This is a genomic window from Lampropedia cohaerens, assembly GCF_001005215.1.
In the GTDB taxonomy this organism is placed as follows: domain Bacteria; phylum Pseudomonadota; class Gammaproteobacteria; order Burkholderiales; family Burkholderiaceae_C; genus Lampropedia; species Lampropedia cohaerens.
Genome location: NZ_LBNQ01000025.1, coordinates 22,065 through 40,598 on the forward strand (window position 1 = coordinate 22,065; position 18,534 = coordinate 40,598).

The window sequence follows — 18,534 nt, forward strand, 5'->3', positions numbered from 1 at the left end:
ATGCTCGGCAAGAGCGATGAATTCGCAACGAAGCGCCACTGGCTAGAAAGCAATATGCATCATGGCTGGGGTGAATGCGCGGCTGTCAGCCAGCATCGAACACGGGGGTGCCGGCAGGCTGGCATTCGCGCGGTTGCCATTATTACAGGTTGCTTTGATACAAATGGCTACATCGCCGATAGAACGGCTGGCATAAAACCTGATTGGCACGGCCTGACCAGTCTTGGGGCGAAGTCCAGGTTCCACGGCCATGCCTGGTCTCCTTCGGGCGCGCCAACTCCAGCGCCAGGACGGCGTCAAAGCAGGCCTTGCCACGCAGTCCCCGGACCGATGGCGCGAAGTGCGAGGACCTCGCGGCCACGATTACTGCAGCAGATCCAGCAAGCTGCGCGCCACCACCTTGGTGGCGCGGCGCAGGTCTTCCAGGGCGAGGCGCTCGTCGGCGCGCTTGGCGTTGGACTCCAGCACCGTGCGCGGGCCAGCGCCATAGATCACGCCGGGAATGCCATGCTGCACGTACAGGCGCACGTCGGTGTACAGCGGAGTGCCCTTGACCGGTATCTCCTCGCCGAACACGGCCTGCCCGTGCGCGGTGAGCGCCCGCACCAGCGGGGCATTGCCCGGCAGTGGCTGCATGGCGTGGGCCAGCAGCAGGCGGCGCAGTTCCAATTGCACACCGGCGCACTCGGCGGCTTTTTCCTCGATCAAGGCGCGCAGTTGCGCCTCCACCTGCGCCGGGTCTTCTTCGGGAATCATGCGGCGATCGAGCTTGAACACCACCTTTCCGGGCACGACATTGGTGTTGGTGCCGCCTTCGATGCGCCCGACGTTCAGGTAGGGATGAGTGATGCCTGGCACCTGCGAGCGCAGCTGGCGCAACCGGTCGTTTTCCGCATAGAGTGCGCTCAGGATGTGCACGGCCGCCTGCAGGGCATCGACGCCGGTGTCGGGAATGGCCGCATGCGCTGCCCTGCCCTGCACCGTCACCTCCATCTGCAGGCAGCCGTTGTGGGCGGTCACCACTTCGTACGAAAAGCCAGCTGCCAGCAGCAGGTCCGGCCTGGTCAGCCCCTGACGCAGCAGCCAGCCAGGGCCCAGCTCGCCACCGAACTCCTCGTCATAGGTGAAATGCAGCTCCACCGCCCCCTGGCTGGGTCTGGCGACGGCCTCCAATGCGCGCGTGGCAAAGGTGTAGGTGGCGAAATCGCTTTTGCTAACGGCGGCAGCGCGGCCATAGAGAAAGCCGTCCTCGATTTCGGCACCATAGGGGTCATGCCGCCAGCCCTCGCCAGGGGGCACCACGTCACCATGCGCATTGAGCGCGATGGTGCGTCCCTGGCCATAGCGGCGCCGCACGATGAGGTTGGTGATGGACTGCATGCCCTGCGCCCGCACCGCTTCATCAGGAACAGGATGCTTTTCAACGTCCAGCCCCATGGCCTGCAACAGCTCGGCCGTGCGCTCGGCATGCGGCGCGTTGTTGCCCGGCGGCGTATCAGTGGGCACGCGCACCAGTTCCTGGAGAAAGGCGACCTGCTCGTCAAAATGGGCGTCCACCCAGGCATCGAGCTGCGCGTAGAGGGCTTGATTGGCGGAGTTTGTCATGTCTCTCGGTGGTAGGTCCATCGTTTTTCAGCGGGGTTGCTGCACCGCGTCCTCCAGCAAGGTGCTGAAGGCGTCGATGGCGAGCTGGATGTCATCGCTTGTCGAGCTCTCCAGCGGATTGTGGCTGATGCCGGCATTTTCACCGCGCACGAACAGCATCGCCTGCGGCAGGATCTGGTGCAGCATCATCGCGTCGTGACCGGCGCCGCTGGGCATGCGATGCACCGGCAGACCAAGGGCAGCAACGGCGCGTTCCCAGCGCTGCTGCCAGGTCGGCGCACTGGGCGCGGCGGCAGCGCGCATGGTCTCACGCACGGTGTGGCTAACACCACGGCGCTGGCAGATGCGCTCCAGTTCCTTGAACACGTCACTGGCCAGCGCATCGCGCTGGGCGTCCGTCGGCGCACGCAGGTCCAGCGAAAAGCGACAACGCCCGGGAATCACGTTGACGGCACCATTGGGCACCTCCAGCATGCCCACGGTGGCCACGGAATCGCCATCGCCCAGCGCGCGACGCTCGATCGCCAGCATCCATTCGGCCACCGCCGCTGCGGCGTCATGGCGCGCGGCCATCGGCGTGGTGCCTGCGTGGCTGGCTCGGCCGGCCACTTCGCCGACGTAGCGAAGACTGCCGTTGATGGATGTCACCACCGCCAGCGGCAGCCCCAGCGCGTTGAGCACCGGGCCCTGCTCGATGTGCACCTCCACATAGCCCAGATAGTCTGCCGGGTTGCGCGCCAGGCCGGCAATGCCGCTGACGCTCAAACCTGCGCCCTGAATCGCCTCGCGCAGGCTGATGCCCTGCGCATCGCGTAGTTCGAGCCAAGCAGGATCGAAGCGCCCGGCCAGCGGGCTGGAGCCAATGAAGGTGGCGGGAAAGCGCTGGCCTTCCTCCTCGGCAAAGGCCACCAGTTCAATACCAAAAGGCAGCCGACGCCCCGCATGGGCCAGCCGCGCCACCGCCTGCATGGCCACGACGATGCCCAGCCTGCCATCGTATTTGCCGCCGTTGGGTACGGTGTCGTAGTGCGAGCCGGTCAGCAGATAGGGCGCGCCGTCCTGCGCGGGGCGGTAGCGCCCCACCACGTTGCCGACGGCGTCGATGGAGACATCGTCAAAGCCGCTCTCGCGCATCCAGTGCGACAGCCGCTGGGCGCAGGCGCGGTGTGCCTCGCTCAGGTAAGTCACCGTCAATTCGCCGCGCTCGGCATAGGGCGGCTCGCTGAACTGGGCCAGCTGCTCCAGCCAGTCCCACGCGGCGTTGCCCTGCGCGGGCGTGTAGCCAAAGCGGTCGTTCAGGCGCAGCTCGGCAATGCGGTGAATGTTGCGCAACGCCTCGTCGAACTCGAAATCCGGATGGTTGGCAAGACGCCGCTCGAAGGTGGCGAGTATCTGCGCCTTGGAAAGGCCGTCGCCACGCGGGCCGCGCACTGCAAGAATGAACGGAAAGCCAAAGCGTGCACGGTAGTCGGCGTTGAGCTGCTGGATGCGCTGCAGTTCCTCAGGCGTGCAGGCAGTCAGGCCCGCCTTGTTCTGCTCGTTAGTGGATTCGGCCGTCAGCGCATCGGCCTGCATCGCCTTGCCGGCCAGCTCGGGGTGGGCGCAGATCAAGGCCATCTGGCGCTCGCGCGGCGCTGCCTGCACGACCTCGACCAGCGCCCGCTTGAGCGCCGCCAGCGAGGCATAGCCCTGCGCGGGCCGGGCGCCGATAGCGGCCTCGGCAATCCAGGGGGAATGTTCATAAATACCCGCCAGCATGGCCGAGGCCTCGGCCGGCGCTGCGGCGTTGAGCGCTGCCAGCGATAACGGGTGGGACAGGGAAGGATCAAGACTCACGATGCGGATGCTCCGGAAACAAACGGATGGGTGGCATGCCAGTGGCGGGCAATGTCGACACGCCGCGCCACCCACACGCCATCAAAGCGCGCGATGTGGTCAAGAAACCGCTGCAACGCCACGATGCGCCCGGGCCGCCCGAGCAGCCGGCAGTGCATGCCGATGCTCATCATGCGCGGCGTCTCTGCCCCTTCGGAATACAGCGCGTCAAAGGTATCGCGCATGTAGGCAAAAAACGGCTCGGCATGCGAGTAGCCCTGTGGCAGCGCAAAACGCATGTCGTTGCAGTCCAGCGTATAGGGCACGATCAGCTGCGGCACCTTGGTGCCATCGGACTTTTGCACCAGCATCCAGAACGGCAGGTCGTCGCCGTAGTAGTCGCTGTCATAGAGAAAGCCGCCGTAGTCCGCCACCAGCTGACGCGTGTTCGGGCTGTCGCGTCCGGTGTACCAGCCCAGCGGGCGCTCACCCATGAGCTGCTGCATCAGCGCCATGGCCTGCTGCATGTCGGCGCGCTCGCGCTCTTGCGGCACGTCCTGGTAGTGGATCCACTTCAGGCCGTGGCAGGCGATCTCATGGCCAGCCTCCCGAAACGCTGCCAGCACATCCGGATTGCGCTGCAGCGCGGTGGCCACGCCGAAGACCGTCAGCGGCAGCTGACGCTGCTCGAACTCGCGCAGGATGCGCCACACGCCCACGCGCGCACCATACTCATAGATGCCCTCCATGCTCATGTGGCGTGCCGGATAGGCGGCAGGGTTGAACATTTCCGAGAGAAACTGCTCGCTGGCAGCATCGCCGTGCAGCACGCAGTTCTCACCGCCCTCCTCATAGTTCAACACGAACTGCACGGCAATGCGGGCCTTGCCGGGCCATTGCGCCTGGGGCGGATTTCTGCCATATCCCACAAGGTCACGCGGATAGGTGGCAGTGCTGTCGTAGTAAGTCATGGAAAAACGTCGAAAATGCGGGCGCGGCCGCAGCGTCGGTCGCAGCGCGCCGCCACACCACCGCGCCACCGCGATCAAAAAAACAATGAAAAGCGTTGCAGAGCAACCAATGGTACGCGTCGGCCCGCACGGGGAACCGCGAAGGCCGCGACAGCGTTGCCGCGTCTGCGGCCAGCTGACCTGCAAGGATCACGCCTGGCCGCGCGCACTGCCTTTGTCGTGGCACAGATCGTGCGCGGCGCGCATCCATCCCCTTCAACGACAAGGAGCTTCCATGGGACTGAGCACACACGTGCTGGACACGGCAGCCGGCAAGCCCGCCGCCGGCATGCGGATCGAACTGCACCAAATCAGTGATGATGGCACCACATTGATGCATTCCTGCACACTCAACGACGATGGCCGCACCGATGTACCATTGTTGGCTGCCGAAGCGTTCATCGCGGGGCGCTACCGGCTGTGCTTTCATGTTGCGGAGTACTTTCGCAAGGCGGGCGCTGCCCTGCCGCAGCCGCCGTTTCTGGATGTGGTGCACATCGATTTCGGCGTGGCCGACGCCTCCTCGCACTACCACGTGCCACTGCTGGTCAGCCCCTGGAGCTACTCCACCTACCGCGGCTCGTAATCAGACATCGAACGCCGCGCGCAGCCATTGCAGCGTGTTGCCAGCGGCACCATCGCGCGCCGGGCCGACCAGCACCACGTCAAAGCGACACGGCGGCATCGGTCCGCCCTGCGTGAGCAGAAAATGCTGCGCTGCCAGCGCCACGCGCTGCTGCTTGCGCGCGTCGATGCTGGCGCCCGCCCCGCCGAAGCGGGCACTGCGGCGCGCGCGCACCTCCACGAACACCAGCGTGCCATCGGCCTCGCGCAGGATGAGATCCACCTCCCCGCCACCGCGCCCGGGCGTGCGGACATTGCGTGCCACCAACTGCAGGCCCTGGCCCAGAAGGTACGCCAGCGCCGCGTCCTCGGCCGCCGCGCCGGTCTGCTGGCGCGTGGGTGCGACAATTGGCGCTGGCGCCGGACCTGCCGCCATGTCTTTTCTGAACGACTTGAGAAACTTCACGTGACTCCCTCCTTCGCCCTCGCCCTGCAGGCGGCCCACGCTGCTGCAGGCAGCCAGCATTATCCGCAGGCGGCGCTCTACATGGTGGCCACGCCCATTGGCAATCTGGCCGACATCAGCCTGCGCGCCCTGCATGTGCTGCAGCTGGTCGATGCCATTGCCTGCGAGGACACGCGGCACACGCGCCAGCTGCTGCAGGCCTACGGCATCGACAAGCCCGGCAACGCCCTGCTGGCACTGCACCAGCACAACGAGCGCAGCGCCGCGCAGGCGGTCGTCGAACGCCTGCGACAGGGCCTGCGGATCGCTTACGTCAGCGATGCCGGCACGCCCGGTATCAGCGACCCCGGCGCCCTGCTGGTCGACGAGGTGCAACGCTGTGGCCTGCGCGTGGTGCCGCTGCCCGGTGCCAGCAGTGTCACCACCGCGCTGAGCGCCACGGCCCTCGTGCAGGGCGCTGGCGGCTACCTGTTTGCCGGCTTTCTGCCGGCTAAGGGCAAGGCGCGGCAGACGGCCATCGCAGCGCTGCAGGCCGAGGCACGGCCCGTGGTGCTGCTGGAATCGCCGCACCGCATCACCGAGCTGGCCGCCAGCCTTGCCGTCCTCGGCGATCGCCCTGTCACGCTGGCACGCGAGCTGACCAAGCAGTTCGAGCAGCTGCATACCACCGCCGCCCGCGGCCTGAGCGACTGGCTGCGCGAGGATGCAATGCGCCAGCGTGGCGAGTTCGTGGTCATCGTGCACGCACCCGAGAAGGCGGTTGCGGAATCGGCCATCCCGCAAGAGGCGCTGCGCCTGATGCAGCTGCTGAACAATGAGGGCGTCTCGCTCAAAAGTGCAGCACGCGTAGCCGCCCAGTTCACCGGTGCGGCGCGCAATGCACTGTACGAGGCCGCGCTGGCGCAGCGGCATGCGGGCTCCGAGCGCGCATGACTGGCTGCCTGGCGCTGCGGTCGCGGCCGCCCTTCAGCTTCGCTTCATCTTCGTGGGTCAATGTCGCGTCATGCGCATTCTGCTGATTGAAGACGACACCTCCCTTGGCAGCTCGCTGCAGTCCTGGCTGGAACTCGATGGCTACGCCGTGGACTGGCTAACGCGTGGCGACCAGGCCGCCACGGCGCTGGCCACGCACGATTACCAGTGCGTGCTGCTCGATCGCGGTCTGCCAGGCCTGGACGGCGACGCGGTGTTGCAGGCCCTGCGCACCGCCAGAACCGCCCAGGCAACTCTGCCGGTGATCATGATCACTGCGCGCGACACGCTGTCCGACCGCGTCGAGGGGCTGGACCTGGGCGCCGACGACTACCTGGTCAAGCCCTTCGATCTAGAGGAACTGTCGGCGCGCGTGCGTGCCGCCGTGCGGCGCGCCGCCGCTCAGCCCGGCCCCCTGCTGCGCCACGGCGAGGTGACACTCGACCCCGCCGCCAAGCGCGTGACCCGGGCCGGGCAGCCGGTGCCGCTCACGGCGCGCGAGTTCGCAGTGCTGCAGGCCCTGATGCGCCGCCCCCACCATATCCTCAGCCGCACCCAGCTCGAAGACGCCTTGTACGGCTGGGGCGAGGAGGTGGAAAGCAATGCCATCGAAGTGCACATCCACAACCTGCGCAAGAAACTGGGTAGCCGCTTCATCGTGACGGTGCGCAACCAGGGCTACACGCTGGCACCGCCATGAAGCGCCCGGCCTGGCTGTCTCTCAAGCACAGGCGGCGCACGGATGCGGCGCGCCAGCCCTGGTCACTGCGGCAGCGCCTGCTGCTGACGGTGATGGGCGCCAGCATCGGGCTATGGCTGGTCACGCTGACCATCGTCGTGGGCGTGGCCTGGCTGGCCACCAGCGAATTCTTCGACGATGCGCTGGAAGAAGGCGCACGCCTGGTCCTGCAACTGGCGCCGCAGGGCGGCAGCCATGGCTTAGCGGATGCGCGCACTGCCCGGCTGGAGCGCGACGAGGTGCTCGGCCTGCGCATGTACTACCAGCTTGTGGCACCCGACGGGCGCGTGCTGCTGCGCAGCGAGGACACTCCGGATACGGCCTTTCTGCCCGACGAGGACGACGACGAGACCGCCACCGTCTGGGCCGACGGCGAGTTCTGGCGGGTACATGTCCGCCCCGGCCCCGGAGGCGTGACCGCGCAGGTGGCGCAGCCCATGGAGGAACGCCTGGAGCTCCTGGAGGACATGGCCGAAAGCCTGCTGTGGCCAGCCCTCGGCCTGCTAGGGCTTCTCGCCGGACTGAGCTGGTGGCAAATCCGACGGTTGCTGCGCCCGCTCGAAGACACCGCCAGCCGCATCAACCGCCAGTCACCCGACGGGCTCACGCCCATCGAGGCTGCGGACGCTCCGCGCGAGTTACAACCGATTCTGGATGCCCTCAACGCCTTGCTGCAGCGCCTGAACGCGGCGCTGGACGGCGAGCGGCGCTTCACCGCCGATGCCGCGCACGAACTGCGCACGCCGCTGGCGGCGCTGCGCATGCGCGTGCAGCTGATCGAGCGCGAGCTGCAGTTGCCGCAGCGCCACCTGCAGCAGCTGCGCGCGGACATCGACCGCTGCACCGCGCTGGTCGAGAGCCTGCTGACGCTGGCGCGGCTGGAACCACAGGCGCAGGCGCCCGCCATGGAGACGGTGGCGCTGGATGCGCTGCTGGACGGCATGGACCTGACCGAGCTGACGCGGGGCATGCGCATCGAGTACGCACTGGAGGTGCCTCAGTTGCGCGCCAGCCCGCCCCTGCTGCGCAGTGCGCTTCGCAATCTGGTTGACAACGCGATGCGCTACGGGCGCGACGGCACGCGCATCCGCATCGAAACCGCGCGCCTGCCAGGTGGCGGCACGCGGCTGGCGGTGCGCGACGATGGCCCCGGCGTGCCGGCATCACAGCGCGCACGCCTGGGCGAGCGCTTCTTTCGCGTTCTGGGCACCGGCCAAAGCGGCAATGGACTGGGCCTGTCCATCGTGGCACGCATTGCCGCGCTGCACCGCGCGCGCCTGCACTTCGAGGACGGCATCGACGAACGCGGACTGGGCGTCGTGCTCGACTTTCCGCCGGCCTGATTGCGCGTTGAATCAGTTCGCTGAACAGTTATCGGCCGACCTTCAGATTGCCTTCAGGTTCGGGCTTTCCAATACCGACAGCTTCGCAATCGGGCGGAGCAACCATCCCGATAACCTGAGGAGAATCATCATGCGTTTAAGCCCAACCATCCGCACTGTTGCCACCTTGCTTGCCGCAGGCGCAGCCACCGCCGCGCTGGCGCAAAGCCCTGCCTACACCGGCCCTGGCGCGCAGGGTGCAACGGCCAGCCGTGGCCACTATTCCGGGCCGAGCAACATCCCGCAGATGACGATCCAACAGCTGCTCGAGACCGGCCGCGATGACCAGTACGCCCGGTTGCAAGGCCGCCTCATCTCCTACCACGGCGACGAGCACTACACCTTTGACGACGGCACCGGCCGCATCACCGTGGAAATTGACGACGACGATTTCCCGCGCGGCCAGACCGTCAGCGACAAACAGCAGGTGGAACTGCTGGGCGAGCTGGACAAGGATTGGAACAAGACCGAGTTGGAGGTCGAGCGCCTGACCGTGCTGCCGTAACAAGCTGTTGTTGGCAGGCCGGGCTGCGCCCCCGCGTCAGCTCGCTTGCGGGCTTTCGGTACGCTGCAGCAGCATGCTGTCGCCGTAGCTGAAGAAACGGTAGCGCCCGGCGATGGCATGGGCGTAGAGGCGGCGGATGTGGTCATAGCCGGCAAAGGCGCTGACCAGCATCATCAGGGTGCTCTTGGGCAGATGGAAGTTGGTCACGAGCAGATCGACCACGCGGAACCGGAAGCCCGGCGTGATGAAGATCTGCGTGTCCCCACGGGTTTGGCCCGTTTGCGCCCAGGATTCGAGCGTGCGCACGGAGGTCGTGCCCACGGCCACGACGCGCCCGCCGCGCGCGCGGCAGGCGTCGATGGCTGCCAGCGTCGCGGCGGGTATCTCGTAGTACTCGCTGTGCATGCGGTGCTGGCCGATGTCCTCGGTCTTGACCGGCTGGAACGTGCCAGCGCCCACGTGCAGGGTGATGCCGGCGCGTTCGATCCCCTTGTCCTGCAGGGCTTGCAGCGTCGCCGCATCAAAATGCAGGGCCGCCGTGGGCGCGGCGACGGCACCGGGCTTGCGGGCGAACACGGTCTGATAGCGCTCGGCATCCTCGGCGGCATCGGCGTCGTCACCGTCCGCCTGGTGCCGCTCAATGTACGGCGGCAGCGGCAGATGGCCGAAACGCTCCATCACACTCCAGGCCGTCTCGCCCGGCGGCAGCTGCAGCTGCAGGCAAAACAGCGGGCCGTCCGCACCCGGGTAGCGTCCCAGCAACGTGGCATCGAATCCGCCATGCGCCAGCCCGCCTGCGAAATGCAGCGTCGCGCCCACAGCCGGCTTCTTGCTCACGCGCAGGTGCACGGCCACCTGGTCGTCCTCCAGCACGCGCTCGATCAGGATTTCCAGCTTGCCGCCGCTGGCCTTCTCGCCGAAGATACGCGCCTTCACGACCTTGGTGTCATTGAAGATCAGCAGGTCGCCCGGTGCGAGCAGCGCGGGCAGATCATGAAACACCCGATCCTGCGCCGGCCACTGGCGCCCATCGAGCAGACGCGAGGCGCTGCGCACGGGCGCCGGATGGTGCGCGATCAGTTCCTCCGGCAGCGGGTAGTCGAAATCTGCAAGGGTGTAACGGCGCTCGGACATGGCAAGGCAGGCAAAGCCAACCATTGTAGGGAAGGTCGGCTTGCCGTGCGGGGTCAGGCGCCTGGCCTCTTCCCCCGCCGCCCAAGGAAATGCAGCACTTCACCGACGATGCCGCGGCGAAACAGCAACACACAAATCACAAAGATGAAGCCAGTGACGATGGTGACGGATTCGCCCAGCGAGCGGAACCAATCGATGCTGGTGAGATTAGCCATCCAATGGCCCCATTCGCCGACCTTGTTCTCAATGGCCACCACTACCAGCGCCCCCACCAGCGGGCCGGCCATGGTGCCCATACCACCCACCAGCGTCATCAGCACCGCATGGCCCGACATCGTCCAGTGCACGTCCGTGAGCGTGGCAAAGCCCAGCACCAGCGTCTTGAGCGCGCCTGCCAGCCCGGACAGCGCCGCCGAGAGCACGAACACCAACAACTTGAAGCGGTTGGTGTCATAGCCCAGTGAAGTCGCGCGCGGCTCGTTCTCCTTGATGGCGTGCAGAACGTGCCCGAACGGCGAATGCACCACGCGCATGATGAACAAAAAGGCCGCCGCGACGATGGCCAGGCACACGTAGTACATGGTCAGGTCGCTGCGCAGGTCGATGAAGCCCAGCAGCGTGCCGCGCGGCACGCCCTGCAGTCCATCCTCGCCGCCGGTAAACGGCGCCTGCAGCCACAGGAAATACAGCATCTGCGCCAACGCCAGCGTGATCATGGTGAAGTAGATGCCCTGGCGCTTGATGGCCAGATAACCCACCACCAGACCCAGAAAGGCGCCAAACGCCGTGCCCAGCAGCAGGCCGACTTCCGGCGGCACACCCCAGACCTTGAGCGCATGGCCGGTGATGTAGCCCGCACCGCCGAGAAAGGCCGCATGGCCAAAGGAGAGCATGCCGGTGTAGCCGAACAGCAGGTTGAAGGCGCAGGCAAACAGGGCCATGCAGAACAGCTTCATCATGAAGATCGGATAGGCGCCCATGAAGGGCGCTGCCACCAGCACCAGCAGCAGTGCGAGATAGCCCAGGAGGGACAGTGATTGACGCATGATGGTTGCCCTGCCTTACTTCTCTTTGCCGAACAGCCCGGCGGGCCGGATCAGCAGCACGATGGCCATGATGACGAAGACGACGGTGGACGAGGCCTCCGGATAGAACACGCGCGTGAGTCCTTCGACCACGCCCAGCATCAGACCGGTGACGATGGAGCCAAGAATCGAGCCCATCCCGCCTATGACGACCACGGCAAAGACGGTGATGATGAGGTTCTGCCCCATTAGCGGCGAGACCTGGTAGATGGGCGCGGCCAGCACCCCGGCAAAGGCAGCCAGTGCCACCCCCGCGCCGTAGGTCAGCGTAATCATCAGCGGCACATTGATGCCGAAGGCTTCCACCAGTCGCGGATTCTCGGTGCCGGCGCGCAGATAAGCGCCAAGGCGCGTCTTCTCGATCAGGTACCAGGCGGTAAAGCACACGATCAGCGACGCAATCACCACCCAGGCGCGGTACTTGGGCATGAACATGAAGCCGAGGTTGACGCCGCCCTGCAGCAGCGCCGGTGTCTGGTAGCTCAGGCCCGAGACGCCATAGGCCGAGCGGAATGCCCCTTCGATCAGCAGCGTCAGGCCCAGCGTCAGCAGCAGGCCATAGATGTGGTCGAGCTTGTAGGTCCAGCGCAGCAGCAGGCGTTCGAGCACGATGCCGAAGGCGCCCACCACCAGCGGCGCCAACAGCAGCATCGTCCAGTAGCTCAGGCCCAAGTAATGCCCCCCCATCCACGCCACCACCGCCCCCATCATGAACAGCGCGCCATGGGCGAAGTTGATGACATTGAGCAGCCCGAAGATGATCGCCAGACCCAAACTGAGGATGGCGTAGAACGAGCCGTTGACCAGCCCCAGCAGAACTTGGCCCAGCAGGGCTGGCAAGGGCACTCCAAAAAAGGTATCCATGACGGTGGCTGCTAGCAAGATGGGCTACAACAGTTCCGGCGCACCCGCGCGCCGGAACCTCACGGGCAATCGGTTGCGCAGCGCGCTTATTTCCAGAGCGCGCACTTGCTTTCTTCCTGGCGCGTCCAGATTTCGTCCGCCGGCAGTGGCTTGATCACTTTCAGGTAGTCCCACTCGCGCGAGGACTCCTCGGGCTTCTTGACCTCGACCAGATACATGTCATGGGCATAGCGGCCATCCGGGCGGATTACGCCAGAGGCGTAGAAGTCGCTCAGCGGCTTGCCGCGCAGCACCGCGTTGACTGCATCGGCATCGGTGGTACCGGCTTCCTCGACAGCCTTGAGCCAATTGGCCACGGCCGAGTAGTTGGCCGCCTGCACGCTGGTGGGCATGCGGCCCGTCCTATCAAAAAAGCGCTGCGCCCATTCGCGCGAGGCATCGTCACGGTCCCAGTAGTAGCTGGTAGTGAACTGCAAGCCCTGCGTCGTCTCCAGGCCCATGCTGTGAATGTCGGTCAGGAACAGCAGCAGCCCCGCCATGCGCATGGTCTGCGTGACGCCGAACTCGTTGGCCGACTTGATGGCGTTGATGGTGTCGCCCCCGGCATTGGCAAGCCCGAGGATTTGCGCGCCCGAGCCCTGCGCCTGCAGCAGGAAGGAGGAGAAGTCCGAGGCATTGAGCGGGTGGCGCACTGCGCCCTTGACGGTGCCGCCTGCCGCCTTGACGGTAGCGGCGGTATCGGCCTCCAGCGCATGGCCAAAGGCGTAGTCCGCCGTGAGGAAGAACCAGTCCTTGCCCCCTTCGGCCACGATGGCGGCGCCTGTGCCCCGCGCCAGCGCGACGGTATCGTAGGCGTAGTGAATCGTATACGGGGAGCACTGCGCGTTCGTCAGCGCGGAAGTACCCGCGCCATTGTTGATGTAGAGCACCTTCTTCTCGCTGGCCACCGTGGCAGAGGCCAGCGCCGTGCCCGAGTTGGTGCCGCCCAGAATCATCTTGGCGTTCTGCGTGTCGATCCACTCGCGCACCTTCGCTGCGGCAATGTCGGCCTTGTTCTGGTGATCGTGCGTGAGCAGTTCAACGGGCTGGCCCAGCACCTGGCCACCATGGTCGTCGATGGCCATCTGCGCTGCCACCGCGCCGTTGCGCCCGTCCACATCCGAATACAGGCTGGACATGTCCGTGACAAATCCGATCACGACCTTCTCCTGCGCATGGGCAGTGGCCGTCATCAGCCCCGCTGCCGCCAGCAGCGCCCCCATCACTGTCCATCTGCTTTTTCTCATGCTTGTCTCCTTGTGTTGAAATGACCCATCGCATCTGCGGACAGATACAGGCTCAGACGCCGAGCAGTTCCGCCAGCAAATCCGCCTTTGCCTCCAGCTCGTGCGCCAGGAAGTGCTCCACGACCTGGCCATGCTCAATGACATAGAAGCGGTCGGCCAGCGGCGCGGCAAAGCGAAAGTTCTGCTCCACCATCACGATGGTGTAGCCCTTGCTGCGCAGGGTTTCGACCATGCGTGCCAGCGCCTGCACGATCACCGGTGCCAGGCCCTCGGAGATCTCGTCAAGCAGCAGGATGTTGGCGCCTGTGCGCAGGATGCGCGCCACTGCCAGCATTTGCTGCTCTCCGCCCGACAGCCGTGTGCCAGGGCTTTGGCGCCGCTCCTTAAGGTTGGGGAACATAGCGTAGATTTCCTCAAGGGGCATGCCCGGGCCATGCCCCTTGAGCGGCGGCGGCAGCAGCAGGTTTTCCTCGGCGGTGAGGCTGGCAAAGATGCCGCGCTCTTCCGGACAGTAGCCAACGCCCAGATGCGCAATCCGGTACGTGGGCATGGCAATCGTTTCCACGCCGTTGATCCTGATCGCGCCGCGGCGCTTGCCGATCAACCCGGTAATGGCGCGAAGAATGGATGTGCGTCCCGCGCCATTGCGCCCCAGCAGCGTGACGACCTCACCGCGACGTACCTGCAGGTTGACGCCATGCAGCACGTGTGATTCACCATACCAGCCATGCAGATCGACAATTTCCAGTGCCATGGTGGCACTGCCGTCTGCGCCTGCGGCACTGGCCGGCTGAGAATGGGAGACGAGTGTGAGCATGTCAGTGCGCTCCTTGCAGTTGACCTTCGCTGGTGCCCATGTAGGCCTGCATCACACGCGGATCGCGCGAGACTTCCTCATAACTGCCTTCAGCCAGCATCGCGCCGCGTTGCAGTACGGAGATGCGGTCGGCGATCGTTGCGACCACCTTCATGTTGTGCTCGACCATCAGAATGGTGCGTCCGACCGACACCTTCTTGATCAACGCCGTGACGCGGTCAACATCCTCATGGCCCATGCCCTGGGTAGGCTCATCGAGCAGCATCAGCTCGGGCTCCATGGCCAGCGTGGTGGCAATCTCCAGCGCCCGCTTGCGCCCATAGGGCAGATTGACGGTGATTTCATCGGCCCAGTCACGCAGGCCGACCTCACCGAGCAGCTCCAGCGCGCGCGCATCCAGCTGGCGCAGCGTCGCGTCGCTTTTCCAGAAATGGTATTGCGTGCCCAACTGGCGCTGCAGGCCAATGCGCACGTTCTCCAGGACGCTCAGGTGCGCAAACACCGCCGAAATCTGAAAGGAGCGGATGACGCCCCGGCGTGCAATCTGCGCGGGCTTCTCGCCAGTGATGTCAACGCCGTTGAAGAAGATTCTGCCGCGCGTGGGCACCAGAAACTTGGTCAGCAGGTTGAAGCACGTTGTCTTGCCCGCACCGTTGGGCCCGATCAGCGCATGGATGTGGCCGCGCTGGACCTGCAGGTTCACATCGTCCACCGCGGTGAATCCCTTGAACTGTTTGGTCAGGTTCTGCGTCGTGAGGATGTAGTCGCTCATGCCCGATCGGCGCACTGCGCGGAAGTGAAGGTTGACGGCAGGCGGCAGGAGCAAAACCAGCGGCCTGAGGGCTGCGGCAATTGTTAAGCGGCGGCCTCCTCAACGACAATCGGGGTATGCCCTCTCGGGGTTTGTACGCGCGGGCAGGCATGCCCTGACGCGTCCTGGGCCAGGCCACGCACGCACCGACACAGCTGCGCAAAGTTTCCGCGCAGTCGCTCAAGCCACCACCATAAAGAACCTGTGCACGATCCTTTCATACGCCGCGTTGCCCCACCGGGCGATACGATGCAAGGCACAAACCGCAGTCGGGCTGGTAGCCCGACGAGGATTGGCAACGGCGCAGCGTGCGTCTGGCGAGGCAACCCGAAGGGCAGCCAGGCAAAGGTGTATGAAAAGATCGTAAACAGCTTCTCGGGCAGGGCAGATCACTCAGTGTGCACAGGCACCTGCTGCGCGTAGCGTTCGATCGCCTCGGCCAACGCCTGTCGGCTGACACGCCGCGCAAAATCCGCTGCCGTCAGGCCGAGTTGGTTTTTGAGATGGGGATCCGCGCCACGGGCCATGAGCAGCTTGGCCACCGCGTCGGTGCCGTACTGCGCCGCCATCATCAGCGGCGTGGTCCCGTTGGGCGAGCGTGCGTTGATGTCGGCCTGCTTGTCCAGCAGCAGCTCGACGATCGCCACCTGATCATCGGACGCTCCTGCGGCCGCGTAGTGCAGCGGCGTCCATTGCGGGCGGTTGACATGCGCGCCCACACGCACAAGGCGCCGTACGGCATCCAGATTGCCGCGAATGGCCGCAATCATCAGCGGCGTCTCACCGTGGGCATTGGGAAATTCCACATTGGTGGCGGACGATGCCATCAAGGCATCAAAGACCGTGCCGCTGCCCAGCTGCAGTGCCAGTGTCATCGGCGTCTGTCCATCTGCGCCAACAAAGTTGGGGTTGACGCCGCGCTCAAGCAGACGCGCCGCTGCATTCCCATGGTTGCGGCGAGCGGCCGTCAGCAGTCCCTCCGCATCGTCGGACAGCGCCCATGCCGCGCGCGCGCCTGCCAGCATCAGCAGCGCGCCTGCCGCCGCGCCACCGAGCACTTGGCGGCGGTTTGCCCGCGCAGGACGAAACAGATCGACTTCGGATGCGTTCATGCTTGGACTCCGGTAAAGAGGTTGGCGAAGTTGCGGCTGGTGGCTTCCCCCACTGCCTGTGGCGTAATGCCGCGCAGCTGCGCGATATGCTCGGCTACATGCACAACGTATGAGGGGTTGTTGACCTTGCCGCGATACGGCACAGGCGCCAGATAGGGACTGTCCGTCTCGATCAGCATGCGATCAAGCGGCACGAACTGCGCAACCTCCTTGAGGGCCTTGGCATTCTTGAAGGTGACGATGCCGGAAAAGGAGATGTAGTAGCCCATCTCGAGCACTTGCCTGGCCACCGCAACGTCCTCGGCAAAACAGTGGAACACGCCGCCTGCCAGGTTGCGCGCACCGTCTTCGCCCTCTTCGGCAAGGATTTGCAGCGTCGCCTGCGCGGAGTCCCGTGTGTGGATGACCAGCGGTTTGCGCACCTGGCGCGCGGCGCGGATGTGGGTGCGAAAGCGCTCGCGCTGCCACTCCATGTCGGCAATGCTGCGCCCGCCCTTGCGCCCCTGCATGTCGTAATAGTCGAGCCCGGTCTCACCGATGCCAACGACCTTCTCGCGCCCGGCCAGCTCGATCAGCGTCTGCAGCGTCGGCTCGGCCACCCCCTCGTTGTCCGGATGCACGCCGACGGTGCACCAGAGGTTGACATTGTCCAGCGCCAGCGCATGCACGCACTCGAACTCCTCCAGCGTGGTGCAGATGCACAGCGCGCGATCAACTTGCGCGGTCTGCATGGCCGCGCGGATGCGCGGCCAATCGTCGACCAGCTCGGGATAGCTGAGATGACAGTGGGAATCAACGTACATGGGGGGAAACAGCCTAAGCAGCCGGAACAGCTGAAAAAGAGTGCGGCGCTGCCATGAAGGCAAGTGCGACCGCCATCAAATGGTGTGTGTGGGCCGCCCGGATTGCAGCGCGGTGCCAAGACGATTCTCAATCTTGGCGCGAAGTTCTGCCGATTTCGCGTCAGCAGGAAACCGTACCCCCACACCGCGCACGCGCCCTGCCGAAGCCCCTGCCGGGGTGATCCAGGCCACCTTGCCGGCAATGGCGTACTTGGTGGGGTCGTCCGGCAGCGTCAGCATGACGAAGATGTCATCGCCCATCTGGTATTCGCGCTCGGTGGGCACAAAGATGCCGCCTTCCTTGAACAGCGGGATGTAGGACGCATACAGCGCGGCCTTCTCCTTGATGTTGAGCTGGATCACGCTGGGTCGCGCGACCTTGCTGACTTCTTCGATGGGAGCATTCATGGCGGTACTAGGAAATCGCTCGCCGTTGCAGGCGCGAACGCTGGAGAACACAGACAATTACATCCTGAAGTGTAGGGCAGAGCGCGCGCGTTCGACCAGTGCGGCGAGCATCAGCTCCTGCGAGAACGGATGCTCGCTGGTGCGCGCGGCGGCCATCAGCTCACTGCCCCATTGCGTCAGTTGCGCAAAGGCGCGTTGGCGCAACGGCCGCTGCGCAAGGACCGCAGGCGGCACCAAAGGCGCAACGGCCTCGCGCGGGAAGTAGCGCGGCGTTGCGCCTGCCAGCACCGTCAGTACATCATGGCACAACTGCTGCAGCATGGTGATGGCTGCGCCTGGCGCCACCTGCGCCAGCAGCGCTGGCTCACCATGGGCGATGCTGCGCGGCAAGTCCCGCCAGGATTGCCCATCAAAGCCCGCCAGCAGCAGCTGCCTGGCATCCTGCGGGCGCCCGCCAGCTGCGGCCAAGGCCGCCTGCAGCCGCTCGCCATCCGGCGCAGCCTCGCCCTGGCTAGATGCCAACCAGCTGGCCACTGCCTCGGGCCGTGGCCAGTGCATATGCCATGCATGGCAGCGGCTGCGAATGGTGGGCAGCAGCCGATGGGACGCATCGCTGACCAGCACGAAGCGTGAGTTGCCTGGCGGCTCCTCCAGCGTCTTGAGCAGGGCGTTGGCGGTCACCGTGTTCATGCTCTCGGCCGGATAGATCAGCACGACCTTGCCGCGCCCGCGCGCATCGGTACGCTGGCTGAAGGTAATCATCTGGCGCATGGCCTCGATGCGGATTTCCTTGCTGGGCTTGCGCTTGGCCTCTCCTGACGATTCTGCGTCAGGCGCCCCCCAGCCCCATTCCTGCTGCAAGGCCTCGGGCAGCAGCACCAGCAGGTCCGGATGTGTGTGCACGGCAATGGCATGACAGCTTTCGCACTGGCCGCAAGCTGGCTGCAGCGGCGCGCCTGCCGGCTGGCGCTCGCACAGCACCGCACTCGCATAGGCCAGGCCAAGTTCGAACTGGCCCAGGCCTGAAGGGCCTTCGAGCAGCAGTGCGTGGCCCTGCTGCTGCAGCAAGGCCTGCAGTTGCCCTACCAGCCAGGGCATGGGCACGGCCGGTGCTACG

20 protein-coding genes are annotated in these 18,534 nt (G+C 65.5%); 5 read left to right on the forward strand and 15 right to left on the reverse strand.

Annotated features, from left to right (window positions below; genetic code table 11):
• Window positions 1-42: 42 nt before the first annotated feature.
• The 4 genes from AAV94_RS14870 to puuE form a co-directional block, all read right to left on the reverse strand.
• Window positions 43-252 carry a hypothetical protein gene (locus tag AAV94_RS14870; RefSeq protein ID WP_156454382.1) on the reverse strand — a complete coding sequence of 70 codons (210 nt, stop codon included), beginning with the start codon at window positions 250-252 and terminating at the stop codon, window positions 43-45.
• A gap of 111 nt (window positions 253-363) precedes the next feature.
• Complete coding sequence (locus AAV94_RS08420) at window positions 364-1,605, reverse strand: M20 family metallopeptidase (RefSeq protein ID WP_046741886.1); 1,242 nt, start codon at window positions 1,603-1,605, stop codon at window positions 364-366.
• A gap of 27 nt (window positions 1,606-1,632) precedes the next feature.
• Entirely contained in the window at window positions 1,633-3,441 is a 1,809-nt protein-coding gene (uraD, locus tag AAV94_RS08425; protein ID WP_269430773.1) for a 2-oxo-4-hydroxy-4-carboxy-5-ureidoimidazoline decarboxylase, read from the reverse strand.
• The gene (gene puuE / locus AAV94_RS08430; protein ID WP_046741887.1) at window positions 3,438-4,391 is read right to left on the reverse strand and encodes an allantoinase PuuE; all 954 of its coding nucleotides are present in this window, start codon (window positions 4,389-4,391) and stop codon (window positions 3,438-3,440) included. The genes uraD and puuE overlap by 4 nt, the downstream gene beginning before the upstream one ends.
• Window positions 4,392-4,665: 274 nt before the next feature.
• On the opposite strand from puuE, the gene uraH reads away from it, so the two are divergent.
• Window positions 4,666-5,016 (forward strand): hydroxyisourate hydrolase, encoded by a 351-nt coding sequence (gene uraH / locus AAV94_RS08435; protein ID WP_046741888.1) that lies wholly within the window; start codon window positions 4,666-4,668, stop codon window positions 5,014-5,016.
• Here the strand turns inward: uraH and AAV94_RS08440 are convergent, their stop codons facing one another.
• Window positions 5,017-5,430, reverse strand: coding sequence for a YraN family protein (locus AAV94_RS08440; protein ID WP_046741889.1), 414 nt, complete (start codon window positions 5,428-5,430; stop codon window positions 5,017-5,019).
• Between the two features lie 30 nt (window positions 5,431-5,460).
• Between AAV94_RS08440 and rsmI the strand changes: the two genes are divergently transcribed.
• The 4 genes from rsmI (at window position 5,461) to AAV94_RS08460 (ending at window position 9,058) form a co-directional block, all read left to right on the forward strand.
• Window positions 5,461-6,393: a 16S rRNA (cytidine(1402)-2'-O)-methyltransferase gene (gene rsmI / locus AAV94_RS08445; protein ID WP_046741890.1), complete on the forward strand. Its 933-nt coding sequence runs from the start codon at window positions 5,461-5,463 to the stop codon at window positions 6,391-6,393.
• 70 nt (window positions 6,394-6,463) lie between these two features.
• On the forward strand, window positions 6,464-7,132 hold the full coding sequence (locus AAV94_RS08450; RefSeq protein ID WP_046742043.1) for a response regulator transcription factor: 669 nt from the start codon (window positions 6,464-6,466) through the stop codon (window positions 7,130-7,132).
• Window positions 7,129-8,514 carry a sensor histidine kinase gene (locus AAV94_RS08455; protein WP_046741891.1) on the forward strand — a complete coding sequence of 462 codons (1,386 nt, stop codon included), beginning with the start codon at window positions 7,129-7,131 and terminating at the stop codon, window positions 8,512-8,514. The genes AAV94_RS08450 and AAV94_RS08455 overlap by 4 nt, the downstream gene beginning before the upstream one ends.
• A 130-nt stretch (window positions 8,515-8,644) precedes the next feature.
• Complete coding sequence (locus tag AAV94_RS08460; RefSeq protein ID WP_046742044.1) at window positions 8,645-9,058, forward strand: YgiW/YdeI family stress tolerance OB fold protein; 414 nt, start codon at window positions 8,645-8,647, stop codon at window positions 9,056-9,058.
• Between the two features lie 36 nt (window positions 9,059-9,094).
• Here AAV94_RS08460 and queA read toward each other — a convergent pair whose 3' ends face one another.
• From queA to AAV94_RS08510, 10 genes are all read right to left on the reverse strand, one after another.
• Window positions 9,095-10,192, reverse strand: a complete 1,098-nt coding sequence (gene queA / locus AAV94_RS08465; RefSeq protein WP_231731315.1) for a tRNA preQ1(34) S-adenosylmethionine ribosyltransferase-isomerase QueA — start codon at window positions 10,190-10,192, stop codon at window positions 9,095-9,097.
• A gap of 53 nt (window positions 10,193-10,245) precedes the next feature.
• Window positions 10,246-11,238 (reverse strand): branched-chain amino acid ABC transporter permease, encoded by a 993-nt coding sequence (locus AAV94_RS08470; RefSeq protein ID WP_046741893.1) that lies wholly within the window; start codon window positions 11,236-11,238, stop codon window positions 10,246-10,248.
• 15 nt (window positions 11,239-11,253) lie between these two features.
• The gene (locus AAV94_RS08475) at window positions 11,254-12,141 is read right to left on the reverse strand and encodes a branched-chain amino acid ABC transporter permease (protein WP_046741894.1); all 888 of its coding nucleotides are present in this window, start codon (window positions 12,139-12,141) and stop codon (window positions 11,254-11,256) included.
• Window positions 12,142-12,227: 86 nt separating this feature from the next.
• Window positions 12,228-13,427: an ABC transporter substrate-binding protein gene (locus tag AAV94_RS08480; RefSeq protein WP_046741895.1), complete on the reverse strand. Its 1,200-nt coding sequence runs from the start codon at window positions 13,425-13,427 to the stop codon at window positions 12,228-12,230.
• A gap of 52 nt (window positions 13,428-13,479) precedes the next feature.
• Window positions 13,480-14,181 carry an ABC transporter ATP-binding protein gene (locus tag AAV94_RS08485; RefSeq protein ID WP_407927312.1) on the reverse strand — a complete coding sequence of 234 codons (702 nt, stop codon included), beginning with the start codon at window positions 14,179-14,181 and terminating at the stop codon, window positions 13,480-13,482.
• A gap of 64 nt (window positions 14,182-14,245) precedes the next feature.
• Window positions 14,246-15,016 carry an ABC transporter ATP-binding protein gene (locus AAV94_RS08490; protein WP_046741897.1) on the reverse strand — a complete coding sequence of 257 codons (771 nt, stop codon included), beginning with the start codon at window positions 15,014-15,016 and terminating at the stop codon, window positions 14,246-14,248.
• Window positions 15,017-15,444: 428 nt separating this feature from the next.
• On the reverse strand, window positions 15,445-16,167 hold the full coding sequence (locus AAV94_RS08495; protein ID WP_046741898.1) for an ankyrin repeat domain-containing protein: 723 nt from the start codon (window positions 16,165-16,167) through the stop codon (window positions 15,445-15,447).
• Complete coding sequence (locus AAV94_RS08500; RefSeq protein ID WP_046741899.1) at window positions 16,164-16,970, reverse strand: TatD family hydrolase; 807 nt, start codon at window positions 16,968-16,970, stop codon at window positions 16,164-16,166. The genes AAV94_RS08495 and AAV94_RS08500 overlap by 4 nt, the downstream gene beginning before the upstream one ends.
• A gap of 75 nt (window positions 16,971-17,045) precedes the next feature.
• Window positions 17,046-17,417: a PilZ domain-containing protein gene (locus AAV94_RS08505; RefSeq protein WP_046741900.1), complete on the reverse strand. Its 372-nt coding sequence runs from the start codon at window positions 17,415-17,417 to the stop codon at window positions 17,046-17,048.
• A gap of 57 nt (window positions 17,418-17,474) precedes the next feature.
• Window positions 17,475-18,515: a hypothetical protein gene (locus tag AAV94_RS08510; RefSeq protein ID WP_046742045.1), complete on the reverse strand. Its 1,041-nt coding sequence runs from the start codon at window positions 18,513-18,515 to the stop codon at window positions 17,475-17,477.
• Window positions 18,516-18,534: the final 19 nt, after the last annotated feature.

Excerpts from the sequence above, each read along its gene's own strand:
- AAV94_RS08460 (WP_046742044.1), top strand. The coding sequence starts at position 8,645 with ATGCGTTTAAGCCCAACCATCCGCACTGTTGCCACCTTGCTTGCCGCA.
- AAV94_RS08450 (WP_046742043.1), top strand. The coding sequence starts at position 6,464 with ATGCGCATTCTGCTGATTGAAGACGACACCTCCCTTGGCAGCTCGCTG.
- AAV94_RS08485 (WP_407927312.1), bottom strand. The coding sequence starts at position 14,181 with ATGGCACTGGAAATTGTCGATCTGCATGGCTGGTATGGTGAATCACAC.
- AAV94_RS08420 (WP_046741886.1), bottom strand. The coding sequence starts at position 1,605 with ATGACAAACTCCGCCAATCAAGCCCTCTACGCGCAGCTCGATGCCTGG.
- AAV94_RS08480 (WP_046741895.1), bottom strand. The coding sequence starts at position 13,427 with ATGAGAAAAAGCAGATGGACAGTGATGGGGGCGCTGCTGGCGGCAGCG.
- AAV94_RS08475 (WP_046741894.1), bottom strand. The coding sequence starts at position 12,141 with ATGGATACCTTTTTTGGAGTGCCCTTGCCAGCCCTGCTGGGCCAAGTT.
- AAV94_RS08440 (WP_046741889.1), bottom strand. The coding sequence starts at position 5,430 with ATGGCGGCAGGTCCGGCGCCAGCGCCAATTGTCGCACCCACGCGCCAG.
- AAV94_RS14870 (WP_156454382.1), bottom strand. The coding sequence starts at position 252 with ATGGCCGTGGAACCTGGACTTCGCCCCAAGACTGGTCAGGCCGTGCCA.
- AAV94_RS08500 (WP_046741899.1), bottom strand. The coding sequence starts at position 16,970 with ATGTACGTTGATTCCCACTGTCATCTCAGCTATCCCGAGCTGGTCGAC.
- uraH (WP_046741888.1), top strand. The coding sequence starts at position 4,666 with ATGGGACTGAGCACACACGTGCTGGACACGGCAGCCGGCAAGCCCGCC.
- AAV94_RS08495 (WP_046741898.1), bottom strand. The coding sequence starts at position 16,167 with ATGAACGCATCCGAAGTCGATCTGTTTCGTCCTGCGCGGGCAAACCGC.
- AAV94_RS08455 (WP_046741891.1), top strand. The coding sequence starts at position 7,129 with ATGAAGCGCCCGGCCTGGCTGTCTCTCAAGCACAGGCGGCGCACGGAT.
- AAV94_RS08470 (WP_046741893.1), bottom strand. The coding sequence starts at position 11,238 with ATGCGTCAATCACTGTCCCTCCTGGGCTATCTCGCACTGCTGCTGGTG.
- queA (WP_231731315.1), bottom strand. The coding sequence starts at position 10,192 with ATGTCCGAGCGCCGTTACACCCTTGCAGATTTCGACTACCCGCTGCCG.
- puuE (WP_046741887.1), bottom strand. The coding sequence starts at position 4,391 with ATGACTTACTACGACAGCACTGCCACCTATCCGCGTGACCTTGTGGGA.
- AAV94_RS08490 (WP_046741897.1), bottom strand. The coding sequence starts at position 15,016 with ATGAGCGACTACATCCTCACGACGCAGAACCTGACCAAACAGTTCAAG.
- AAV94_RS08505 (WP_046741900.1), bottom strand. The coding sequence starts at position 17,417 with ATGAATGCTCCCATCGAAGAAGTCAGCAAGGTCGCGCGACCCAGCGTG.
- AAV94_RS08510 (WP_046742045.1), bottom strand. The coding sequence starts at position 18,515 with ATGCCCTGGCTGGTAGGGCAACTGCAGGCCTTGCTGCAGCAGCAGGGC.